Raw genomic sequence first — 22,400 nt, 5'->3', positions numbered from 1 at the left:
GTCACGCGGCGCGGCGGCCGTCGGTGCCGCGCCGCTCAGGCCCCCGCCGCGGCCGGCAGTTCCACGTCCGTCCGCGCGATGGTGCCCGCCGTAGCGAGCAGTTCCTCCGTCGTCCCGGGAAAATCGGGCAGCAGGCGCATCGCGACCACGCGCGCGTCCGTCGACGCGCCCAGGTTCCGCTCGACCAGCGACTGCAGGTGCGCGCGGTAGCGCAGCATCAGAACGCCCGGCGCCGGTACGCCCGGCTCGCCCTCGTCGCCCGCGCCGGACGCCCGGTGCGCCGGCGGCCCGATCAGCTCCGTCAGACACCCGAACGTGTTCAGCGCCCGCGACGCCGGCGTCATCGCCTCGAACAGGTGCTCGGCGGGCAACGGCTCGCCGCGTCGCGCCGGTTCGGCCACCAGGTAGCTGCCGGCGACCCATTCGCGCGGCGCCGCGACCTCGCGCGTCGCCGGCCAGCGGCCCGCGTCCACCTGCGCCGCGCCGTTGTCGTGGAGGCCTTCGGACACCTCGCGGCGCGGGCAGCCCGGCATGCCGGACAGCAGCGTCCACGCCGCGCTCGACAGCGGCCGCGCCCGCTCGGCGCGTCCGATCACCGCCCAGTCGGCGTACGGCGTCTCGAGCAGCGGCCACAGCCGCGCGGACGACGAACGCCGCAGCCGCTTGACCAGCGCCTTCGTGCCGGTGCGGGCGGCGACGTCCGCGGTCAGCCGGGTGAGCCCGTCGTCGGCGGCGAACAGGTCCGCGAAGTACCGGGCGTTCCCCGGCCACAAGGGCAGCTCGTCGACGAGCCGCCGGGCCTCGTCGCGGCCGTGGCGCGCCCACAGGCGGGCGACCGCGGTCAGCAGCAGCGAGCGGTAGCGCGGCGGCTTGAACACGGACGGGCGGTGGTCCTCGGTGGGCTCGGGCAGCGCGTAGTGCTGCGTGAGCGCCTCGACGCCGCCCTGCTGCCAGGCGCGCATGCGCGCCTGCACCGAGCTGGTGGTGTGGGTGTTGCGCAGCAGCGCGGCGCGGACGAGCAGCGGGTCGCCGGACCACAGCGCGGGCAGGCGCATACCGCGCTCCGGCGAGCCGCACACCCGGGCGACGACCGAAGGGTGGAGCGGCACTTCGGCGGCGGCCGCCATGATGCGCGCACGCACGGCGACCGACGTGTGCGCGTTGAGGTAGAGCGCCGCGTTGACCTCGGTGTCGCCCAGATCGACCAGGGCGGCGGCGAGTCCGGGGCGGCTCCAGCGCGCTTTGGCGAGCACTGTGCGGCGCTTGGGGGTCTCGGTGGCGACGAGCCACGCCAGCGTCGCGGGGGACAGCGGGGCGCCGAACCTGGCCAGGTCGAACACGGTCGACCGGTGCAGGTGCGGGACGAGGGCGGCCAGCGTGTCGGCGCTCAGCATGAGCAGGAGCTGGCGGAACTCGGCGGTGACGGCGCGCGGGGTGGCGGGCAGGCGTACGACGGGCCGCTGGGCCGCGCCCGGCTCGTCCGCGCCCCACGACGCGGACTCGACGAGGCCGGGCAGCGTCCCGGGGTAGGCGGCCAGCCGCTTCTGGACGTACGCCCAGGCCGCCGGATCGGCCCCGAGGCACCGCTCGACGAGGGCGGAGAGGCCACGGACGCCGTCGAGGTACGCCCAGCCGTGCTTCGGCGCCAGCGAGCGCAGGAGGCGCAGCGTCGGCGCGGCCGGCGCGGAGCCCTCGACGAGGGCGGCGACCGTCGCCCCGGTCAACCGCCAGGTCCGGATGGTCGGTTCGTCGCCCGCGAAGTGGTAGACGACGGCCCGGGCCCGCTCAAGCCGCGCCGGAAGGGCGCGCTCGCGGCGGACGTGGTCCGGCAGTTCGGCCTCCAGACGGGCGAACACGGCGCCGTCCGGTGAGTCCAGGTTGTCCAGCAGTGCGACATACGCCGTCACGTCCATAAGGGCCTCCCCCGGCGGTGGTTCCCGGCCGCGTACCGCCCGCCGGATGCCTCAGAGGTTACGGACCCGGCCCGACAGTCGGGCATGCGTCGACCGCGTGCGGGAGAGGGCCGCCGTGAAACATTTGCCGGCATGGCGCACATCGAGGAACACCCCAATGTCCGCACCGCCGTCAGCTATCACGAGGCCGTCGCCCGACTGGCCGAGCCGGCGGAACTCATGGAGTTCCTGCACCCGGAGATGGTGCACACGCAGCTGCCGAACGTCCTGTTCCCGGACGGCCTCGTCCGTGGGCTCGCGGAGAGCCTGGAGGCCCTGGGGAGGGCCCGTACCCTGCTCGCGGACCAACGGTACGAGGTGCTCACCGCGGTGGCCTCCGGCGATCACGTCGCGCTGGAGGTCACCTGGTCCGGCACCCTCGCCGCCCCCCTCGGCGATCTGAAGGCGGGTCATGTGCTGCGCGCGCGCATCGCGGTGTTCCTCGAGTTCCGGGACGGGAAGATCGTCGCCCAGCGCAACTACGACTGCTACGAGCGGCTCACCTAGCGTCCTCACCGTCTCTTGTCATCGCGTGAAGACCGACATAGCGTCGCGGCGGCCTTGACGAGGTCGATCTCCTCGGCGGGAGCGGAAGGGGTGTGGTCGTGACGGTGAGGCAGGGGCCGGGCGGGGCCTTGGTGGTCGGCGGGTCCGACATCGCGCGGGCGGTCCGCGACGCGTTGCGGGCGGCGGGGACCGTCGTCGGCGAGGCGGCGTCCGGGGGCGGGCTCGCGGCGGACGCCGAAGCGGCGGGGATCGCCGCGGACGGTGTCGAACTGGTGGTGTACGCGCCGTACACGCCCGGGTCGGCGCTCCCCCGCGCCGTGGTGGACATGTCCGCGCAGGAGTGGGACCGCCTCGCCGAGCAGCCGGTCCGGGACGGGCTGGCCGCGCTCCAGGCCGCGCATCCGCTGTTGAAGGCGGCCGCCGAACGCCGGGGCGAGGCGCGGTTCGTGCTGGTCGCGCCGAGTGTGGCGATCGAGGGCGGGGCGGGCGTAGTGCCACTGGCCACCGCCGCCGAGTCGCTGCGGGCGCTCGCGAAGTCGGCGGCCCGGCGGTGGGCCCGCGACGGTGTCGCCGTCCACCTGCTCGCACCCACGGTGTTCGCGCTGGACGCCGAGGCCGAGGCGCTGCGCGGAAGCGACGTGGACCGCAGCGAGGCCGCGCTCGGCGCGGAGGCGATGTCGCCGGAGGCGGTCGCCGAGGTCGTGCTGCTGCTGTGCGGGCCCGGCGCCCGGTATCTGACCGGCGGGACGTTCCCGCTCGACGGAGGAGCTCTGATGGTCCCGTGACCGGGCAGCCCGAATCCCTCGTGCCGGAGGCCTCGTTGGCCGGCCGGACGGTGTTGGTGACCGGTGCGGCGGCCGGGGTGGGACGCGGCATCGCGGTCGCGCTGGCGCAGGCCGGAGCGCGCGTGGTGGTGACCGCGCGGCGCAAGGAGGCCGGTGCGGAGGTGGTCGCCGAGATCGCCGCCGCGGGCGGCACGGCGGACGCCGCGGTGTGCGACGTGACCGACCCAGAGCAGGTCGAGGCGGCGCTCGCGTACGCCGCGGACCGGTTCGGACGCCTGGACGCCGTCGTGCACAACGCCACGAGCCGCCGGTCCAGCGAGCCGGTCGACCTGGAGCACGCGCCGGTCGAGCTGTGGGACGAGCACGCGGCGGTGGCGTCGGTCGCGTCGTTCACGATCGCGCGCGCGGCGCACCCGTACCTGAAGGCGACCGAGGGCGCGTACCTGCTCCTCACGTCCCCGGCGGGCATGCAGGGCAGCGCGAACCTGTCGTTCTATGCGGCCGCGAAGGGCGCGCAGCGCGGGTTCGTCAAGTCGCTTGCGCGCGAGTGGGGTCCGGACCGGATCCGGGTCAACGGCCTCGCGCCGCTGGCCGTCACGCCCGCGCTCGACAACGCGATGCGGCTCGACCCGTCGATGGAGGGCCGCATCACGGACCTGATCCCGATGGGCTGGATCGGCGACACGGTGACGGACATCGGGCCGTGCGCGGCGTTCCTGTGCGCGCCCGCGTCCCGGTACGTGACCGGCCAGACCCTGGTCGTCAGCGGCGGGCGGATGACGGCGCTGTAGCCCGCGCCCGGCGCTCACCGGCGTGAAGGTGGGGCAGGCCCGCCCCGGCCGGGCCTGCCCCGGTGTCCCGTACGACCATGACGGGACGCTAAGCATCCTGTACGGAAAGAGACGTGATCCTCCACCCGCCGATCACAAATCACTGGGGATTTTACCTTCGGGGACGCAACCCTCGCGGCATTTGCCCGAGTTGTAGGCATTCCGCTTCGTGTAACACTCCCTTGGAACCGCCCACGAAGGCTCAGCCCGTCGCGTCCGCGATCGCCGCCAGCCGCGCGACCAGCCCGACGGTGCGCTCCACGCGCTCCCGGTCCGGCGCCGCCGCCCGCGCCAGCGAGCCCGCGCAGATCACCGCGAGCTTCACCACCGCGAAGCGCTCGTAGAAGGCGAGGTCCGGCAGCGGCGCGCCGGTCGTCTCCACGTACGCCTCGACGAGTTCGTCGCGCCCCGGGAGCGCCGCGTTGGCGTCCGGAAGGTGACCGCCGCGGTGCGCGTTGAGCAGCCGCCCCGCCGCGCCCCAGTACGCCAGCAGCTGCCCGACGTCGGCGAGCGGGTCGCCGACCGCCGACAGCTCCCAGTCGAGGACGGCCCGCACCCGCGCCGGGTCGTCGGCCCGGTACATCACGTTGCCCAGGTTGTAGTCGCCGTGCACGATGCCGAGCCGGCCGGACGCCGGGACCGCGTCGCCGAGTTCGCGCAGCAGCCGGTCGAGCTCCGGCACCTCGTCGAAGCCGACCCGGTCCCACTGCCCGCGCCAGCGCCGCAACTGGCGTTCCAGGTAAGGCTCGGGCCGCGCCAGGTCGCCGAGGCCCACGGCGGACGGCGGCACGGCGTGCAGCGTCCCGAGCGCGCGGGCCAGCGCGAGCCCGGCCTCGCGGGCCACGGTGGGGGCCAGCGCCGCGACGTCGGCGGACCGGGTGTGGAACACCCCGTCCAGCCGTTCCATGAGGTAGAACGGCGCGCCCAGCACGCCCGGGTCGCCGCACAGCGCGACCATCGCCGCCACCGGGACGCCGCTACCCGCGAGCGCCGCCTGCACACGGAACTCCCGCGCCATGTCGTGCGCCGTCGGCAGCGCGCCGAACGCGGGCGGCCGCCGCAGCACCCAGTCGTGGCCGCCGCCGGTCACGCGGTAGGTGAGGTTGGACGCGCCGCCGCTCAACCGCGTGACGGTGAGGTCCCCGGCGCCGAGCAGCCCGGCGTCCCGGGCCCAGGCGGCCAGGCGCACCGGGTCCGCGGGGTCCTTCACGACGGCCTCGTCCGCTCTCGCCCCCGCCTCGCCGCCGCTCACAGGGAGTGCCCCAGGTAGCGCGGCTGCCCGTCCGGCAGGTCGAGCCAGTCGGCGTACCGCTGTTCGGCGGCCGCGCGACGCGTCGGGACGTGCTCGCTCGGCCAGCCCTCGACGGCCTCGTAGCGGCGCAGGATCATCTTGGCGATCTGCTGGATGTGCACCTCGTCGGCGCCGTCCGCGAGGCGGAAGTTGCGGGCCAGCCGGTACATCTCCTCCAGCGGCAGGTCGGTCGAGTAGCCGAGCGCGCCGTGCACCTGGATGGCGCGGTCGACGACGTCGTGGAGGATCTGCGCGCCCCAGTACTTGACCTCGGACACCGCCTGGCGGGCCGCCTTCGGCCCGTCGGTGTCCCACGTCCACGCGGCCTTGAGGGTCAGCAGCCGGAACGCCTCGATCTCGATGTTCGACCGGGTCACCATCTGCTGGATGAGCTGCTGGTCGGCCAGCCGCTTGCCGTGCGACGTGCGCGAGACGGCGCGCTCGCACAGCATGTCGAACGCGCGGCGGCACTGCCCGATCCAGCGCATCGCGTGGTGGATGCGGCCGCCGTTGAGGCGCTTCTGCGCGAGGACGAACGCGTCGCCCGGCGCGCCGATCATGTTCTCGGCGGGCACCCGGCAGCCGGTGAACCGCAGTTCGGCGTGGCCGCCGAGGTTGCGGGTGGCCTCGCCGTCGTACGGGTGGTGCATGGTGTGCACGTTGCGCACGATCTCCAGGCCCGGGGTGTCGCGTTCGACGACGAACATCGAGGCGCGGCGGTGCCGTTCGGCGTCGGGGTCGGTGACGGCGAAGACGAGGACGAAGTCGGCACGGGAGGCGTTGGACGCGAACCACTTGTGCCCGTCGATGACGTAGTCGTCGCCGTCGCGCACCGCGCGCGTGGTGATGCCGGTCGGGTCGGATCCGGCGGTGTGCGGCTCGGTGAGCGAGAAGCAGCTGGTGAGCTTGCCGTCGAGGAGCGGCCACAGCCAGCGGTCCTTCTGCGCGTCGGTGGCGCCGACGGCGAGGAGTTCGCTGTTCCCCGAGTCGGGGGCCTGGTTGCCGAAGATGTTCGGCGCCGAGCCGGTGCGGCCGAGGATCTCGTGCATCAGCGCGAGCTTGACCTGTCCGAAGCCCTGGCCGCCGAGTTCGGGGTCGAGGTGCGCGGCCCACAGCCCGCGGTCCTTGACGCGCTGCTTGAGCGGCCCGGTGACGGCGCGCCAGTTCTCGGCGCTCATGCGGTGCCGGACCAGGTCCAGCGGCTCGATCTCCTCGACGACCATGGCGCGGATCCAGTCGAGCTCCCGCTCGAAGTCGGGATCGGTGCGGAAGTCCCAGGCCATGGCCTTCTCCCCGGTTCGCGGACGGCTTTCGTCCGGGGAAACTAGCCCGACTACTTAACCATGTCAATTAATCTGCGTGCTCGGCCCCGGCACCACGCTTCACACCGCGCAGGTCCGCGACCAGCCGCTGCATCTGCTCGGCCAGCGCACCCAGTTCCTCCGCCGTCCAACCCTTGAGCTGCTCCGCCAGCAGCGCGTCGTTGGCGGCCGCGAAGCTCGCGTACGCCGCCCGCCCGGACTCGGTCGCGTCGACCAGCGACACCCGGCCGTCCTCGGCGTCGCCGATGCGGACGATGTAGCCGCCCTCCTCGAGGATCCGGATCTGCCGGCTCAGCGCGGCCGGCTGGATGTCCGCGAGCTCGGCCAGCTCGGTCGGCCGCACCGGGCCGTGGTCGAGGACGCGGTGCAGGATGCCGATCGCGACCAGGTTGAGCGCGACGCCGGAGCGGGCGGCGTGCAGCGCGTCCAGCTGGCGGCTGTTGACGAAGCGCTTGACGGAGTTGATGGCCTCGTTGATCGCGCGACGGCTCTCGGCATCGGTCATGGCGCGCAGCTTAGGGCGGTTTCGGCGCCGCCGCCGGATGCGGCGGCGTCACCCGGCCGTGATAGACACATGGACGTGTCCGACACCTCCGCATCCGCCGTCCCGCCCGCGTCCGCTCCCGTGCGCCGCGCGGGCCGCAGGTCGGGCCGCCGGCGGGAGGACGTCCTCGCGCACGCGTGCCTGGTGATCGGCGAACGCGGCGCGGACGCCACGCGGTTCGCGGACGTCTCCGAGGTCTCCGGGGTGCCGATCAGCACCCTGCAGTACTACTTCGGCAACCGCGAGGACCTGCTCGTCGCCGCGTTCCGGTACGCCGCGAAGCGCGACCTCGACGGGGTGCGCGCCGCGCTCGCCGACCTGTCCGACCCGTGGGAGCGGGTCCAGAAGGTCTGCACGTTCGTGGTCGGCTTCACCGACGAGGTCGCGCCCTACGCGTGGCAGCTGTGGGTCGAGGCGTGGCGCTGGGCGCAGCGCGACCCGGAGTGGCGGGCCGAGGTGCTCGCCGACAACGCGAAGTGGCGGGAGCTGCTGGCGCAGACCGTCGAGGACGGCGCCGCCACGGGCCGGTTCCGCGCCGACGCGGACCCGCGGCGGGTGGCCCTCCAGGCCCTCGCGATGGTCGACGGGATCGGGCTGCCCATCGTCCTGGAGGACCCGGCGGTGCCGCCCGCCATGGCCCGCGACCTGCTCATCGACGTGCTGGCTCGGCTGCTGCTTCCGTGACGGCCGCCTGCCGCGGCACCGCGGCGACGGCCTTCGGCGTGCGGGTCAGCAGCAGGTAGCACGCCACCGCGGCCAGCCCCGAGGTGAAGAAGCTCACGTCGACGCCGGAGCACCACTCCGCGATCGGGCCGTGCCACGCGTCCGAGTCGTTCGACAGCAGGCCGACGGCGCTGCCGACCAGCCACGCCGCGGTGGCCCGGAGGTTCCACCCGGCGGTGTACCAGTACGCGCCGCCGCGCCGCCGCTGGTTGAACACCTGGAGGTCGGGCTCGCTGAAGCGGGCGCGGGTGCGGGCCATGCCGGTGAGCGTGATGGCCGCCCACGGGGTGGCCAGCGAGGTCAGCACGAGGACGAAGGTGGTGACGGCGTCCTCGGCGTCCCACACGAACTTGCCGAGGAACACCAGGGCGATGGACACCGCGGCGACCAGCACCGTGGAGGCGGCCCGGCTGAGCCGCGGCAGGATCGCGTCGAGGTCCAGGCCCATGCTGTAGAGCACGATGCCGGACTGGCCGAGCGCGCCGACCAGGCCGCAGACCAGGATCGGGACGAGGAACCACGCGGGCGCGGCGTGCACCAGGCCCGCGACGTAGCCGGTGTCCGGGTCGAAGGTGGCGACCGCGGTCAGGACGCCGAAGGCCTGCGGGACGACGAGGCCCGCGACCATGCCGAGGCCGGTCGCGCGGACGACCGAGCGGCCGCTGTGCCGGTTCGGGGACACGTAGCGCGTCCAGTCGCCGGTGAGCGTGACGAACGAGACCGGCCCTGCGATGCCGGTGCTGACCATCGCGAGCAGCCAGGTCGGCCAGAACGAGCCGAGCGCGTACGCGGAGGGGTCGCTCGGCGCGGAGAAGTCGATGTGCGGCCAGAAGGCGATCAGGCCGAGCACAATGACGGCCGTCATGATCGGCGCGGCGAGCCGGTTGAGCAGGACGATCCACTTGAAGCCGTACACCGCGGCGACGGTCGCGACGGCGGCCAGCAGCGCGTACCCGACCGCATAGGCGGCGTCGGACTCCGGCAGGCCCACGAGGCGCACGAGGGACGCCACGATGGCCTCACCGCCCGCCCAGACCGTGACGGCCATGAAGCCGGTCGACAGCAGCACGCCGATCACCGAGGCGATCAGCCGGCCGCGTACGCCGAAGTACGCGCCGGAGCCGACCGAGTTGTTCGTGCCCGAGCGCAGGCCGATCAGGGCGAGCGGGGCGACGAACGCGGCGCCGAGCAGCGTGCCCACGACGGTCGCGGACAGCGCCGCCCACAGGCCGAGGCCGTAGGAGACGGCGAGCCAGCCGAAGACGATGTTGGTGAAGCCGAGGTTGGCGCCGACCAGGATCGCCACCAGGTCGCGGGGGCGGGCGGTGCGCTCGGCCTCGGGGATGGTGTCGACGCCGTGCTGCTCGGGGCCGTGCGGTTCGGCGGCGGGGACGGCGTCGACGGACGAGGCGGGCGCGTCGGGGGTGTGCCCCATGGGGAGACCTCCGCAGGGATCGGGCCGGGGTACGGGGGCGGCAGGGTGGTCGTCTCGGACTGTACGGCCATACAGGTTTGCTGTACAGCATTGACTTCCACCCATTTGTGAGGCAACGCGCGCGCATCCGCCCGGGCACAGCGCGTACACACCCGCGCCCGATCCCTTGTGCCACGGGGCCGACGCCCGCCGCGAACGGGGCGCAGGGGCCCTCTGACCGCCTGCGGGATCAGTTTTCTGATGGGCAGTCAGATCACGTACGGGTGACACGTTCGAGCCAATCCGTACCGTGCGCCTGACCCGGGGCCCACGCCTCCCCGAGACTGATCACCGTGCATGTCGAGGTGGTGACGGACCCCGGCTCGGACCCCGGCTCGGACGCTGGCTCGGACGCCGGCGCCCCGGGCGACCGCAACCTGCCGGGCGGCGGACCACGCCGCCCCCGGGACCGCGTCTTCGCGCTGGCCACCCCCGAGGCTGCCGTCGTCGTCACCACCGCGCTCGCCCACCGCACCCCGGTCGAGGGCTGCGGCCACGGCACCGGCTGGTACCTCCGCAGGCTCGGCGCGCACCTGCTCGCCCGGCTCACCGACCGGCCCGAGCGCCCCATCCGGGACTGCCTGTCCGACGCCATCGCGGAAACGGCCGCCCTGCACGGCGGCCGCTGCGACCTCGCGCTGCACGGCACCCCGACGGCCTCGATCGTCGCGGTCCGGCTCGCGGAGGGCCGGGTCGACCAGCTCGTGCTCGGTCCCGGAACGATCCTGACCCGGCGCGACGTGGGCGTCGTGGCGCTCTCCGACCCGGCGCGCCACCACCACGCCGCGGGGGCACGGCCCTCGATCGCCGCCGACGCGGCGCACGACACCACCCCGTGCCGCGGCGTCCACACGATCGCCCTGATCAACGGCGGCGGCGCGGAATCGTTGCACCCGGACCACCGCCCGACCACGATCCGCATCCTCGAAGAGACGGGGGCCCACGGCCTCCTGGCCCACATCCGCGCCGGCGAACTGCGCACGGCGTCCGCGCACCACCCGGTGGGGATCGTCCACCTGCGCCCGGTCTGAGGGAGAGGTGGGCCCGGGGACGCCACCGCCCCGGGCCCATGACCAGTCAGTCAGAAACCGGCGCTGACGGGAAGTGGTGGACGGTCACAATCCGTACAGTCGGGCCCGGTTCGGGGACGCCGCGGTGAGGACAAGCGAACGGCCGGGCCCGCTTGGCGATCGGGCCCGGCCGTCCTGCGCGTGCGGTCAGCCGGTCTTCGGGAGCGTGTACGACTTCGCCCCCGGGACCTCGTGCGCCGGTTCGACGGTCACCAGGCCGCCGGGCTTGGACTTGTCGACCTTGAGGATGAAGGTCTGGTACGACGGCGGCTTGGCGTTCGAGGAGAAGTCCAGCTTCAGCCCGAGCCCCAGGTCCATGCCGGTCTGCTTGCGGTGCGCCGCCACCAGGCCCTCGCGGGTCAGGTCGCCCGCGGCGCACGCGGCCTTCAGGTCCTCGCCGAAGATGCCCGCGGCGGCGTAGCCGGACATCACGCCCTGGTCGAGCGAGCTGCCCGGGAACTTCGCCAGGTAGTCGGACCCGAGCTTGGCCACGGCCGGCAGGTCGGTCGAACTGATCGCCGGGACCGGGCTGGTGATGGCGAGGCGCGCCTCCATCGGGGCGGCCGCGACGGCGAGGAGCTGTGGGTGGAAGCCGACCGAGTGCGACAGCACGGGCACCTTGAAGCCCGCCGACTCGGTGACGACCATGACCGGCCCGACCTGCCGCGGGCTGGCGCTGACGATGATCGCCTTCACCCCGGCCGACTTGAGCGCGGTGACGGCGGCGGTCATGTCCTGGTCGGTCGGCTTGATCTTCTGGTCGACCACGGAGACACCCGCGGCCTGCGCCGCGTACTTGACGCCGAGCGCGCTGTTCGCGCCGAACTCGTCGTCGGTGTAGATGTGTCCGACCTTGTCGCCGGAGGCGAGCGGCGCGGTGCGCGCCAGGTACTCGAACCCGTTGATGATCTCGACGTCATAGGTGGTCGCGGTGACCTGGATGACCTTCTTGCCGAGCAGCGTCGACGCCCACGCCTGCGGCAGCGTCAGCAGCCCGTCGCGCTCGATGTCGTCCTGCAGCTGCGTGACGATCGCGGAGCCGACCATCTGCGAGATACCGACGACCTTGCCCGAGATCTCGGTGTAGGCGGTGCGCGCCTTCTGCGCGTCGTAGCCGTGGTCCTTGACGTCCATGACGACCTTGCGGCCGCAGATCCCGCCGGCCGCGTTGATCTGGTCGAAATACAGCTGCTCGGCGTTGGTGACGCTCTTGCCGAGCGGCGCGTACGGCCCGCTCAGGTCGGAGAGCTCGCCGATGTGGATCTCGGTGTCGGTGACCCCGGGCCCGGTCTTGACCTTGCCGCCGGGGCTGCCGGGCGCGGACGGGTTGGCTCCCCCGCCGTCGTCCTTCTTGTCGTCCTTGGTGCTGCACGCGGTCACGGTCAACGCCAGCGCGGCGAGGACCGCGCAGACGGCTCTGGTGCCCGAACCTGGCTTCACGTGTCTGCTCCTTGGGGCTCCTTGGTGCGCGGACGGGAGGTGGCTCCGTGGCCGGCCGCGCGGCGGCGCGGTGCGGCGGTGCGTCGGGCCAGCCCGGCCAGGCCGCCGGGCGAGAACAGCAGGACGAGGACGATGGCCGCGCCGTACAGGTAGCGGGACGCCTCCTGCGGGCCGATGCCGTCGGTGCCGGTGGCGGTGACCAGCGGCAGCGCGCCCGCGTAGTGCGCGAACAGCTGCGGCAGCACGGTGACGAACGCGGCGCCGGCGACCGCACCGCCGACCGAGCCGAGGCCGCCGATGACGATCATCGCGAGGTAGTCGATGGACAGCGCGAGGCCGAAGTAGTCCGGGATGACCCGGCCGAACACCAGCGCGAGCAGCACACCGGCGAGACCCGCGTACATGGACGACACGACGAACGCCGCCGACCGGTAGCGGGCGACGGGCACGCCCATCACGGCGGCCGCGATCTCGCTGTCCCGTACCGCGCCGAGCGCCCGCCCGGGGCGGCCGCGCAGCAGGTTGCGGGCCACCACGACGCCGACCACCAGCAGCACGAGGGCCAGGTACCAGAGGCGTTCGTACGCGCCGAACTCGATGCCGAGCACCTCCAGGTGCGGTTCCCGGTCGGTGAGGGTGAAGCCGAAGAACGTCATGGGCTCGGCGGCGCGCCCGTTGTAGCCGCCCGTGACCGTCGTGGCGTTGTTCATCACGTGCTCGCCGATGAACACCAGCGCGAGCGTGGCGACGCCGAGGTACATGCCGCGCAGCCGGCCCGAGATGGGGCTGAACAGCCCGCCCATCACGCCGGCCAGCAGGACCGCGGCCACCAGCGCGATCGGCGTCGGCAGTCCGAGCCCGGTGACGTCGTGGGTGCCGCTGCGGCCGTCGTCGCCCGCGAACCAGATGTAGCCGTACGCGCCGACGGCCAGGAAGAACGAGTGCCCCAGCGACAGCTGCCCGGTCGTTCCGGACAGCAGGTTCAGCCCGATCGCGCCGAGCGCGGCGGCCATCGCGAACAGGCCGGTCAGCAGCCAGAAGTCGGTCAGGTAGAAGGGCAGCGCGGCGAGCACGACGAGCCCCGCCAGCGTGCCGAGGGCGGCGGGGCGCAGCAGCGCGGCAAGCCGGTCAGACACGGCTCAGTTCCTTCGACCCGAGCAGCCCGGTCGGCCGCACCAGCAGGACCAGGATCATGACGACGTACGGCGCCACGCTCGACACGTCGCCGCCGAACGCGTCCAGTTCGCTCTGGTAGCCGGCCGCGAGCGCCTCGGTGAGACCGACCAGCAGGCTGCCGATCAGCGCGCCGAGCGCGGAGTCCATGCCGCCGAGCACCGCCGCGGGGAAGGCCTTGAGCGCCACCAGGCCGGTCGTGCGGTCGAGCCCCGGTGTGGGCGCGGCGGTCAGGAACACCGCCGCGACCGCGGCGAGTCCGCCCGCGACGCACCACGCGATCAGCTGGACGCGTTTCATGCGCACGCCCATCAGCGCGGCCGCCTCGCGGTCCTCGGACGCGGCCCGCATCGACAGGCCCCACGAGGTGAACCGGAACGCGATGAAGAACACCCCGATCAGCACGACCGCCACGACGATCGCGGCGATGCGGGCCTCGGCGACGTACACGTCGCCGATGTGCGCCGCGTCGGTCCCCCACGGGTCGCCCAGCGACAGCTTGTCGGAGCCGATCCGGCGCACCAGTTCGGTGGTGAGGAGGATGTCGACGCCGATGGTCAGGATCGTCAGCACGTGCAGTTCGACCTTGCCCAGGCCGCGGATGAACAGCACCTCGATCACGCCGGCGGCGGCCGCGGTCGCCAGGACGCCGACCACCACCGCGCCCGCGAAGCCGAGTTCGTCGTGGAACCGGGCGATCACGTAGCCGCCGAGCAGCAGCAGCGACGCGTGCGCGAAGTTCATCACCCCGGAGGCCTTGAAGATCACCACGAAGCCCAGGGCGATGAGGGCGTACACCGATCCGAGGGCGAGCCCGTTGAGGGCGATCTCGGAGAGCTTGGTCATTGCCGCTCCTCGTTCTCTCGTGCGTCTCCGTTGTCGCCGTTCCGGCCGTTCCCGCTGTTGTCGCCGTCGTCGCCCGCCCCCAGGTAGGCGCGGACGACCGCGGGGTCCTGGCGCACCTCGTCGGGCGTGCCGCCCGCGATGCGGCGCCCGAAGTCGAGCACCGTCACCTCGTCGGCGAGCCGCATGATCAGGCCCATGTCGTGCTCGACCAGCACGATCGAGATGCCCAGCCCGTCGCGGACGGCGGTGATCGCCTCGGCGGTGCGCAGCCGCTCGTCGGCGTTCATACCGGCCACCGGCTCGTCGAGCAGCAGCACCTTGGGTTCCATGCACAGCGCGCGGGCCATCTCGACGCGCTTGCGCACGCCGTACGGCAGCAGCGTGACCGGCTGGTCGAAGACCGCCCCGAGGTCGAGGAACTCGGCGATCTCCCGGGCGCGTTCTCGGTGCCTGTGCTGCTCGCGGACGGCGGACGGCAGGTGCAGCGCGGTCGCGGTGAACCCGGCCCGGGTGAGCGCGTGGCGGCCGAGCATGAGGTTGTCGGCGACGGTGCCCTGCGTGAGCACGATGTTCTGGAACGTGCGCGCCACACCGAGCGCGGCGATCCGGTGCGGCGGCAGGCCGGTCAGCTCGCGGTCGCCGAGGTGCACGGTGCCGCGTTCGGCGCGGTAGACCCCGGACAGCACGTTGAAGCACGTCGACTTGCCGGCGCCGTTGGGGCCGATGACGGCGTGGATGCTGCCGGGGGCGACGGAGAAGCTGACGGCGTCGAGCGCGACCAGGCCCGCGAAGCGGACGGTGACCGCGCGCACGGCCAGTTCGGGGACGGTGAAGTCCGGTTCGGCGTCGGTCTTGTGGGTGGTGGCGGCGTGGGTCATCCGCGCCACCTCCGCAGCGGGGCCGCGGCGCGAGCGGGCGCGGTGCCCGCCGTGGCGGCGGCCGGTTCGCGGGCCGCGCCGTCCACGGCCTGCGCGTCGTGTTCGCCCAGGTACAGCCGCCGCACCTCGTCGGTGCGGGCGAGGTCGCCGGCCGGGCCGGTGAGCCGCACCTCGCCGACGTCCAGCACGTAGGCGGTGTCCGCAAGGTCGAGCGCGACCGCCGCGTTCTGCTCCACGAGCAGCACGGCCGTGCCCTGCCGGGCGATCTCGCGGACCACGCCGGCGATGCGGCCGACCATGCGCGGCGCAAGGCCGAGCGACGGCTCGTCGAGCAGCAGCAGGCGCGGCCCCGCCATCAGCGCGCGGCCGATCGCGAGCATCTGCTGCTCGCCGCCGGACAGCAGCCCCGCGCGCTGGTGCTCGCGTTCGGCCAGCACCGGGAACAGCTCCAAGACGCGGTCGCGCGCCTCGCGGGCCCGCGCCGAGCGGCGTCCGCCGGTGCCGAGCAGCCCGGCCTGGAGGTTCTCGGCGACCGACAGGCGCGCGAACACCCGTCTGCCCTCAGGCACTTGAACGATCCCGGCGCGCACGGCGGCGGCCGAGTCGCGGCCGTTGAGGGTCCGCCCGCCGTAGCTGACCGTGCCGCCCTCGATCGCGCCGTGGTGCAGGAACAGCGTGCCGGATATGGCGCGCAACAGAGTGCTCTTGCCGGCGCCGTTCGCGCCGAGGACCGTCACGATGCCGCTCGCCGGCACCGTGACGGTCACGCCGCGCAGCGCCTGGACGGAGCGCCCGTAGGCGACGTGCAGCCGGTCGACGCGAAGGGCGTCGCCGCCGGAGTGCGGTGGACCGTTTTCCGACCGTGCCATCCGGTCTCCTTCTCTCGGATGTCGGACATGGAGCAGAGACGGATCGCGGACGTGGACGCCGCACGGGCTCGCCGGCGGTGCCTCGCGAGCGTTCGCTTAGCTCCCCCGCGCGAACGCCGCTCCCTGGAAGTGACCGACACCACAGCACGGTTCGGCGAGCAGCGTCCAGAGATCCGGACGATGACGGGGCACGCGACCAACCCGGGCGCGGCGGCCTTGTGCAGCCGCACAGGCCCCGGCGGCGTGCGGCGGTTGGTAGGCTTTTCTGGCGGTTTGGCCTACACGCCGGTCAGGCGGTAGGCGTCCAGCGCGAGGCCGAGCTCCACGAGGTCGCGCGGCAGCCCGAGGTCCCGGCCACTCAGTTGTTCGAACCGACGCAGCCGGTTGAGGACGGTGTTGCGGTGGCAGAACAGCCGCGCGCCCGCGCGGGCCGCCGAGCCGCCCGCGTCGAACCACGCGGCCAGCGTGCCGAGCAGCAGTTCGCGGTCGGCCGCGTCCAGCGCGAGGACCTGGCCGAACGTCCGGGTCGCCAACGCCGAGGACAGGTCGGGCTGGCAGGCCACGAGCGCCGCGGGCAGGCGTTCGTCGAGGCGGGCGACCTCGCCGTCCACCGTGCAGGTGCGCAGCGCGATCTCGGCCTGCCTACGCGCCCGGGCCAGGGCCGGCAGGCCGTCCACGACCAGGCCCACCCCGGCCCGCGAACTGGCCGACGGGCCCACCGCCTTCGCCAGGCCGGCCAGCGCGTCCGCGTCGTCGGCGCCCTTGTGCAGCAGCGCTACGGCGAACTCGGCGTCCGCCCGCGACCGCCACAGCAGGTGCGCGCCCTCGACGCCCGTCGGGCGCGGCCCGTCGTGCTGGCCGGTGCCGGGGCGACCGTGCCGCAGCATGGCCACCGCGTAGCGGCCCTCCTCGGGCAGGTCCAGGACCGCCGACGCCGCGCTGAGGTCGGCGGCGTCCGCGCGCCCGTCGAGCAGCGCGTCCAACAGCGCGCGGGTGCGCTCGTGGTGACGGCTGGTCAGCTCGTGCGCGAAGCTGCGGTAGGCGTCCGACACGAGCGTGGAGTGGTGGTCGACCACCCGCCACACCGTGGTGGCCGCGTGCACCAGCTCGCGGACGCCGTCGAGGTCCTGCGCGACCGTCGTCTCGACGAGCGCCTGCCACACGAGCACGCCGCCGATGCGGTATGCGTGGAGCAACGCGTCGAGCGGCAGGCCCTGTTCAGCGCGTCTTCGGCCCAAACGCCAGGTCTGGGGGCTGGGTTCGCCCTGGCCGTGCGGCACCATGAGCACCAGCAGGGCGCTGCGCAGCGACTCGTGGCAGCCCTGCCACAGCTCGTCGGCGGGCACCGGACCGTCGCGGTACGCGGCCTCCTGCTCGTAGACCGCGGCCACGAGCCGGTCGGTCAGCTCCGGCAGCCGTTCCATCAGGGCCCGTGCGGCGCGCCGCAACAGGCGGTTGTGCGGCAGGTCGTCGGGGCCGGGGCCGGCCGCGCGGGGCCGGTCGGGCGGTTCACCGAGGGGCTCGGCGGTCGGTTCGGCGGCCGACTCCGCGGCGGGTTCCGCGGCGGCCTCCGACGCCGCGGGGCCGACGCCTTCGGCGCTGAGTCCGGGCGGTATCGCAACGTGCATCGTGCCTCCACCGGGTCTGGGCGGATTGCCGTGCAAGGTGCAGATGCCCAAGCCTGCCACCGGCGGGCGCGCAGGAGGAGGTGCTTCTGATGTAACGATTCGGCCGACCGGCGCACGGCTGTGCGGTGCCACAGCAACGGGCCCGTGGGCGCCCGTTCATCGCGCGGCGGTGCTTGAGTAATCCCTTTTGCGCGGGGCCGCCCGGCACGTGGGTTCAGGCACCGCGCAGGCGGTCGAACAGGTTCGCCGTCGCGCGCTGCACGCGCGGATCCGCGAACCTCGGGTCGCCGAGCGCCTGCGGCCAGCGGAACGTGCCGGCCGTGAAGACCAGGCCGCCGCCCGCGGCGCGGTACAGCGAGCTCTCCTGCGTCTGGTCGCGCCCGTGCCCGTCCACGTACGCCGACCTGGACAGGAACACCGCCTCGGTGCCCCGCGGTTCCGCCAGGCCGTCGAACCGGCGGTCGGCCTCGCCCCAGACCAGGCCGGGCAGCGCGTCGCCGTCCGCCAAGCCGGTACCGGACCAGAACCAGTGGCCGGACTCGCGGACCACCAAAGGATGTTCGCCCTTGACGACGCTGACGTACTGGACGCCGAGCAGCCCCTGCTCCGGCAGGTGCAGGTCGCGCCACCGCACCGTCGGGCCCGGCGCGGCGCGGTCCGACCCCGACCGGGCGTCCTTGTGGCACCGCACAAGCCGGTGGGGGACGCCCGAAGCGGAAGGCTCCACGCGGACGTGCCAGTAGATGTTGTTGGCCGTGAGGAAGACCAGCCCGACGCCCGCTGCGCTCGCGCGTTCGACGTGGGAGCGCATCTCCTGCGACCAGTACTCGTCGTGGCCCGGGAAGACCAGCGCCTTGTACCGCGTCGGGTCGACGCGGCCCGCGTGCAGGTCGACGCTCGTCGCGTAGACGAGGTCGTAGCCCCGGCTCTCCGCCCAGCGGACGAACGCGTGGTCGAGGTCGAACAGTTGCGGCAGGCCGCCGCCGGCGTAGGGGCGGTCGAACGAGACCACCCTGGCCTTCAGCCGCGCGTTGGACTTCCGCGTCGCCGGATCCTGGCCGTAGTAGAGGCTGCGGCCGGTCGCGCCGTCCATCGGGTACTCGTTGTAGGCCTGGTACGTCGTCACCGGCAGCACGACGAGGAAGTCGCCCTCACGCTCCGGCTCGGTGACGGTGAAGGGGACGTGGTTGCGGAAGCCGTCGGCGTTCGTGAGCACCGCGGTGTAGGCCCCGCCGGTCCACGAGGTCGGCACCTCGGTCTCCCACGAGTCCGCCCAGTCGCACACGACCGTGCCGTCGTCCGCGTCGAGCCGCGCGGGCGCCTGCCGCACACCGGGCACGCCCTCGGCCTTCGCGACGAGTCGCCCGCCCGCGCCGCCGTAGTGCCCCAGCCGGTACACCTCGACACCGAACGGCTGGTCGGTGTCCACCGACACCTTCAGCCGCACCCGCCCGCCGACCGGCACCGCGGCCTCGGCGGCATAGCCCTTGATCTGCCCGACGGCGTCGGAGGACACCTTGGGTCCGAGCTGCCAACCGGCGTCCCCCGGCAGGGCGTTCTCCGCCTCGACGAGCCCCGGCCGCGCGGGCAGCACGGGCCTGGGCTGCGGCGCGGCGTGCGCCGTGCGGGTGCCGCGGTGCGGCCGACGCGGCCCGGAGCCCCGCCCGAACAGCACGAAACCGGCCCCGGCCGCCGCGGCCCCGAGCGCCCACCGCCGCGTGACGTTCCGGGGAGGCGAACCGTCCTGACCCTGCGCCATGCGGCCGACCATAACCCCGGCGGGCGCGCCGAGCCGTCCTGCGCCACCCGGACGGGTGGCGAGTCCACACACGCGTACGAGTGGGGGACGGACGTGGGCCCGACGGCCACCGCGGCGAACGGCGCGCTCGCGCCCCCAGGAAGGCGCCGCGCGAGCCCCCGGGAGGGCGCCGCCTGAGCCCAGCAGGCCCGTCGCCGCGTCGCCCGGGCCCCGCACGACAGGCGGCAGGCGGGTTCGCCGAGTGCGAGGGCGGCCGCGTGCGCGCTGTCCTGCAGGACCGGGACGCCGTGTTCTACGGCGAGTTCGGCCACGCGGCGGCGGCGCCCGGTGGACATCGCCGTCGTCGACGACCTGTCGGACCGCCCGGACGACGCGCGAGGTCGACCCGCCGTCCGGGTCCGCCCCTATGACCTCAGGTGCAGGTCCGCCAGCTCCAGCCGCCCCAAGGCCAGCTGTTTCTCGTTCAGCGACTCGACGCCCCTCGTCTGCGCGACCAGCAGGCGCGGGTGGACCGGCGGCATCATCACCGCGTCGCGGACCAGGATCTCGTTGGCCAGCGCGCACAGCTTGGCGCGGCGCGAGGTGTCCGGGGTCGCCCACGCCTCGGCCAGCAGGCGGTCCAGTTCGGGGTTGGCGTATCCCGTGTTGTCGGGATGGTCGGAGGCCGCGGGCGACAGCACGTCGAACGCGGTGCGGCCGGTCGCGTAGGCCGGGCGACGCAGGCTCAGCGCCAGGTCGTAGTCGCCCGCCCGGCGGCGGCGCCGCCATGTGTCGGCGTCCACGTCCTCGGTCCGGACGTCGAAGCCGACCCGGCTCCACTGCGTCACCAGCGCCGCGGCGGTCGCCCGGACCTCGTCGGGGCCCGTGGTCAGCAGCGTGAACCGCACGGGGGCAGGTACCCCGGCCTCGCCGAGCAGGACCCGGACCCGGTCGGCGTCCACCGACTCGCCGAACCACTGGTACGTGTCGGTCCAGCCCTCGGTCGCCGGCCCGACCGGCCCCTGCCCCAGCTGCGCGAAGCCCTTCCACACCGTGTCGCGCACCGCGCGCCGGTCCATGCCCGCCGCCAGGGCCCGCCGCACCGCGATGTCGGAGAACGGGGCGCGCCGCAGGTTGAGCGCGGTGACCAGGTCGACGGGCGCGGGCACCGCGTGCGCCTGGAGCGAGCCGGACTTCTGCACGGCTTTGAGCGCCTCGGGCCCGAGCCGCGGGTCGATCCGCACGCGTCCGGCCCGCAGTTCCGCGGTGCGGGCGGTGCCGTCCGCGACGATCCGGAACTCCATGCCGTCCAGCGGCGCCTTGGGCCCGCGGTAGCCGTCGTTGCGCAGCAGCCGGACGGACTGCCCCGGCACGACCGCGTCGGCGCGGAACGGCCCGGTGCCGACCAGCGCCTGCGGGTCGCCCAGGGTCGCGGCGTGCGGGACCGGCAGCGCGGCGAGGAACTGCCGCAGCACGCCGAACGGCCGCGCCAGCACGATCCGTACGGTGTCCGGCGCCACCGCGTCGACGGACGCGAACCGGCCGGCCAGGTACGGCGCCCAGTCACCCGCGGTCGACGCCTGGCCGACGTGCCGAAGCACCTCCGCGACGTGCGAGGCGTCGAACGCGTCGCCGTTGCCGAACCGCACACCGTCCCGCAGCCGGACGGTCCAGGTCAGCCCGTCGGGCGACACCTGCGGGTCGGCCGCGGCGAGGACGGGTTCGAGCGTGGTGTCGTCGCGGTAGGCGTACAGCGCCTCGACGACCGGGTCGGCGATCCACCGCGCGACGTCGGAGGTCCCCGACGCCGGGTTGAGCACCGCGGGGTACTCGGGGAGCGCGACGGCCAGGGTGCCGCCGGTGTGCAGCGAGGGCCGGCCGCCGCACGCGGTGAGCAGGCCGCCGCCCGCGACCGCGAGCCCCGCCCCGGCGCCGAGCGCGAGGAAGCGGCGTCGGCCCAGATCCATCGAGGGGTTCCTTCCGTGACGTCGCGGCAAGCCTAAGGCGTGCGCGAGGGCCCGCCCGCATCCGTACCCGGGGTGCCCGCAACCCGGACGTCGGGCGTCGGGCGTCACGGCGAACGGCACGGGGGCGGGCCCGGCGTTCCGGACCCGCCCCCGCCGCGTACGTCTCAGACCGTGAAGACGATCTTGCCGAACTGGTCGCCCTGCTCCATCCGCTCGAAGCCCTCGCGGGCCCGCTCGAGCGGCAGCACGGTGTCGATCACCGGGCGCACGCCGGTGTTGGCGCACAGGCTGAGCAGCCCTGCGAGTTCCTCCTTGTCGCCCATCGTGGAGCCGACGACGCGCATCTCCTGGAAGAAGATCCGGGTCAGCTCGGCGGCCGGCGGGTTCGAGCCGCTGGTCGCCCCCGAGATGACGACGCTGCCGCCCGGCTTGAGGCTGCGCACCGAGTGGCTCCACGTCGCGGCGCCGACCGTCTCCATGACCGAGTCGACCCGCTCCGGCAGCCGCTCGCCGGACGCGAACGCCGCGTCAGCTCCCAGCTCGACGGCGCGCGCGCCCTTGGCGGCGTCGCGGCTGGTCACCCACATGCGGTAGCCGGCCGCCTTGCCGAGCGCGATCAGCGCGGTGGCGACGCCGCCGCCCGCGCCCTGCACGAGGATCGTCCCGCCGGGGCGCACCCCGGAGTTGGTGAAGAGCATCCGGTACGCGGTCAGCCACGCCGTCGGCAGGCAGCACGCCTCCTCGAAGGACAGCTCCTTCGGCTTCGGCAGCAGGTTCCAGCGCGGGACGGCGACCTTCTGCGCGAACGTGCCGTCGTACTTCTCGGTCAGGATCGAGCGGGGCTCGTCGGTGCCGAGGCCGCCGATGACGGAGTGGATGACGACCTCGTTGCCGTCCTCGTCGATGCCGGCGCCGTCGCAGCCGAGGACCATCGGCAGCTGCTTGTCGGTGATGCCCACGCCGCGCAGCGTCCACAGGTCGTGGTGGTTGAGCGAGGCGGCCTTGACCGTGACGGTCGTCCAACCGGGCGGCAGGGGGGCGTCCGCGCCGGGTTCGGGGCGCTCCCCGAACTCCAGTCCGGACAGCGGGTCGTCGGGGCTGATGCGCACGGCGCTCACGGCAAACATGGCTGCGACCTTATCGACGGCCCCACGGGCGCCCCGTCGGGGACCCGCAGGAGGCGCGGGCGAGGGGCAAGCGCGAAGCGCTTTCGAATATGGGCGGTGGGGGGCGACGGGTGGGAGGGGCAGGCGCGAAGCGCTTTCGAATATGGGCGGTGGGGGGCGACGGGTGGGCCAAACGGCGGTGGCCCCCCCCCACGCGGCCCCGGGCCCCCCCGACACCCGGCGAAGCCGGGGGCCCC

The 22,400-nt window shown here is 74.1% G+C and carries 19 protein-coding genes; 5 read left to right on the top strand and 14 right to left on the bottom strand.

From position 1 onward, the window contains the following. Positions 1-35 precede the first annotated feature (35 nt). Positions 36-1,913: a hypothetical protein gene (locus QI554_RS18420; RefSeq protein WP_281471141.1), complete on the bottom strand. Its 1,878-nt coding sequence runs from the start codon at positions 1,911-1,913 to the stop codon at positions 36-38. Between the two features lie 132 nt (positions 1,914-2,045). On the opposite strand from QI554_RS18420, the gene QI554_RS18415 reads away from it, so the two are divergent. The 3 genes from QI554_RS18415 to QI554_RS18405 all read left to right on the top strand — a co-directional run bounded on the left by QI554_RS18415 (position 2,046) and on the right by QI554_RS18405 (position 4,035). Continuing rightward, positions 2,046-2,459 carry a nuclear transport factor 2 family protein gene (locus tag QI554_RS18415; RefSeq protein WP_281471140.1) on the top strand — a complete coding sequence of 138 codons (414 nt, stop codon included), beginning with the start codon at positions 2,046-2,048 and terminating at the stop codon, positions 2,457-2,459. Positions 2,460-2,557: 98 nt separating this feature from the next. After that, positions 2,558-3,244: an SDR family oxidoreductase gene (locus QI554_RS18410; protein ID WP_281471139.1), complete on the top strand. Its 687-nt coding sequence runs from the start codon at positions 2,558-2,560 to the stop codon at positions 3,242-3,244. Beyond that, entirely contained in the window at positions 3,241-4,035 is a 795-nt protein-coding gene (locus QI554_RS18405) for an SDR family NAD(P)-dependent oxidoreductase (RefSeq protein WP_281471138.1), read from the top strand. Before QI554_RS18410 ends, QI554_RS18405 begins: the two co-directional genes overlap by 4 nt. 241 nt (positions 4,036-4,276) lie before the next feature. Here the strand turns inward: QI554_RS18405 and QI554_RS18400 are convergent, their stop codons facing one another. From QI554_RS18400 to QI554_RS18390, 3 genes are all read right to left on the bottom strand, one after another. Further along, positions 4,277-5,284 carry a phosphotransferase family protein gene (locus QI554_RS18400; protein WP_281471137.1) on the bottom strand — a complete coding sequence of 336 codons (1,008 nt, stop codon included), beginning with the start codon at positions 5,282-5,284 and terminating at the stop codon, positions 4,277-4,279. A gap of 38 nt (positions 5,285-5,322) precedes the next feature. Continuing rightward, complete coding sequence (locus tag QI554_RS18395) at positions 5,323-6,648, bottom strand: acyl-CoA dehydrogenase family protein (RefSeq protein WP_281471136.1); 1,326 nt, start codon at positions 6,646-6,648, stop codon at positions 5,323-5,325. 67 nt (positions 6,649-6,715) lie between these two features. Further along, the gene (locus tag QI554_RS18390; RefSeq protein ID WP_281471135.1) at positions 6,716-7,192 is read right to left on the bottom strand and encodes a MarR family winged helix-turn-helix transcriptional regulator; all 477 of its coding nucleotides are present in this window, start codon (positions 7,190-7,192) and stop codon (positions 6,716-6,718) included. A 75-nt stretch (positions 7,193-7,267) separates the two neighbouring features. On the opposite strand from QI554_RS18390, the gene QI554_RS18385 reads away from it, so the two are divergent. Then, positions 7,268-7,915, top strand: a complete 648-nt coding sequence (locus QI554_RS18385; RefSeq protein WP_281471134.1) for a TetR/AcrR family transcriptional regulator — start codon at positions 7,268-7,270, stop codon at positions 7,913-7,915. Here QI554_RS18385 and QI554_RS18380 read toward each other — a convergent pair. After that, positions 7,881-9,389 carry a purine-cytosine permease family protein gene (locus QI554_RS18380; RefSeq protein ID WP_281471133.1) on the bottom strand — a complete coding sequence of 503 codons (1,509 nt, stop codon included), beginning with the start codon at positions 9,387-9,389 and terminating at the stop codon, positions 7,881-7,883. The two genes, QI554_RS18385 and QI554_RS18380, sit on opposite strands and share 35 nt — an antisense overlap. A 332-nt stretch (positions 9,390-9,721) precedes the next feature. Here QI554_RS18380 and QI554_RS18375 point away from each other — a divergent pair, with 332 nt between their 5' ends. Continuing rightward, the gene (locus tag QI554_RS18375; RefSeq protein WP_281471132.1) at positions 9,722-10,459 is read left to right on the top strand and encodes a hypothetical protein; all 738 of its coding nucleotides are present in this window, start codon (positions 9,722-9,724) and stop codon (positions 10,457-10,459) included. A 186-nt stretch (positions 10,460-10,645) separates the two neighbouring features. Here the strand turns inward: QI554_RS18375 and QI554_RS18370 are convergent, their stop codons facing one another. The 9 genes from QI554_RS18370 to QI554_RS18330 all read right to left on the bottom strand — a co-directional run bounded on the left by QI554_RS18370 (position 10,646) and on the right by QI554_RS18330 (position 22,164). After that, positions 10,646-11,938, bottom strand: coding sequence for an ABC transporter substrate-binding protein (locus QI554_RS18370; protein WP_281471131.1), 1,293 nt, complete (start codon positions 11,936-11,938; stop codon positions 10,646-10,648). After that, a complete protein-coding gene (locus QI554_RS18365; RefSeq protein WP_281471130.1) occupies positions 11,935-13,074 on the bottom strand; it encodes a branched-chain amino acid ABC transporter permease in 1,140 nt (379 codons plus the stop codon). The genes QI554_RS18370 and QI554_RS18365 overlap by 4 nt, the downstream gene beginning before the upstream one ends. Beyond that, positions 13,067-13,957 (bottom strand): branched-chain amino acid ABC transporter permease, encoded by an 891-nt coding sequence (locus QI554_RS18360; RefSeq protein WP_281471129.1) that lies wholly within the window; start codon positions 13,955-13,957, stop codon positions 13,067-13,069. The genes QI554_RS18365 and QI554_RS18360 overlap by 8 nt, the downstream gene beginning before the upstream one ends. Further along, positions 13,954-14,835, bottom strand: coding sequence for an ABC transporter ATP-binding protein (locus QI554_RS18355; RefSeq protein ID WP_281471128.1), 882 nt, complete (start codon positions 14,833-14,835; stop codon positions 13,954-13,956). The genes QI554_RS18360 and QI554_RS18355 overlap by 4 nt, the downstream gene beginning before the upstream one ends. Further along, positions 14,832-15,704 carry an ABC transporter ATP-binding protein gene (locus tag QI554_RS18350; RefSeq protein WP_281471127.1) on the bottom strand — a complete coding sequence of 291 codons (873 nt, stop codon included), beginning with the start codon at positions 15,702-15,704 and terminating at the stop codon, positions 14,832-14,834. The genes QI554_RS18355 and QI554_RS18350 overlap by 4 nt, the downstream gene beginning before the upstream one ends. A gap of 278 nt (positions 15,705-15,982) precedes the next feature. Beyond that, a complete protein-coding gene (locus QI554_RS18345) occupies positions 15,983-17,332 on the bottom strand; it encodes a PucR family transcriptional regulator (RefSeq protein ID WP_281471126.1) in 1,350 nt (449 codons plus the stop codon). Positions 17,333-17,546: 214 nt separating this feature from the next. Beyond that, positions 17,547-19,091: a N,N-dimethylformamidase beta subunit family domain-containing protein gene (locus QI554_RS18340; RefSeq protein WP_281471125.1), complete on the bottom strand. Its 1,545-nt coding sequence runs from the start codon at positions 19,089-19,091 to the stop codon at positions 17,547-17,549. Between the two features lie 404 nt (positions 19,092-19,495). Then, positions 19,496-21,037, bottom strand: coding sequence for an ABC transporter substrate-binding protein (locus QI554_RS18335; protein WP_281471124.1), 1,542 nt, complete (start codon positions 21,035-21,037; stop codon positions 19,496-19,498). A gap of 164 nt (positions 21,038-21,201) precedes the next feature. Next, the gene (locus QI554_RS18330) at positions 21,202-22,164 is read right to left on the bottom strand and encodes a zinc-binding dehydrogenase (RefSeq protein ID WP_281471123.1); all 963 of its coding nucleotides are present in this window, start codon (positions 22,162-22,164) and stop codon (positions 21,202-21,204) included. Between the last annotated feature and the right edge of the window lie 236 nt (positions 22,165-22,400).

Source organism: Yinghuangia seranimata (genome assembly GCF_029953285.1).
Lineage (GTDB): Bacteria > Actinomycetota > Actinomycetes > Streptomycetales > Streptomycetaceae > Yinghuangia > Yinghuangia seranimata.
Note: the sequence above shows the minus strand (reverse complement) of the source record. Positions and strands in the feature narration are given on the sequence as shown.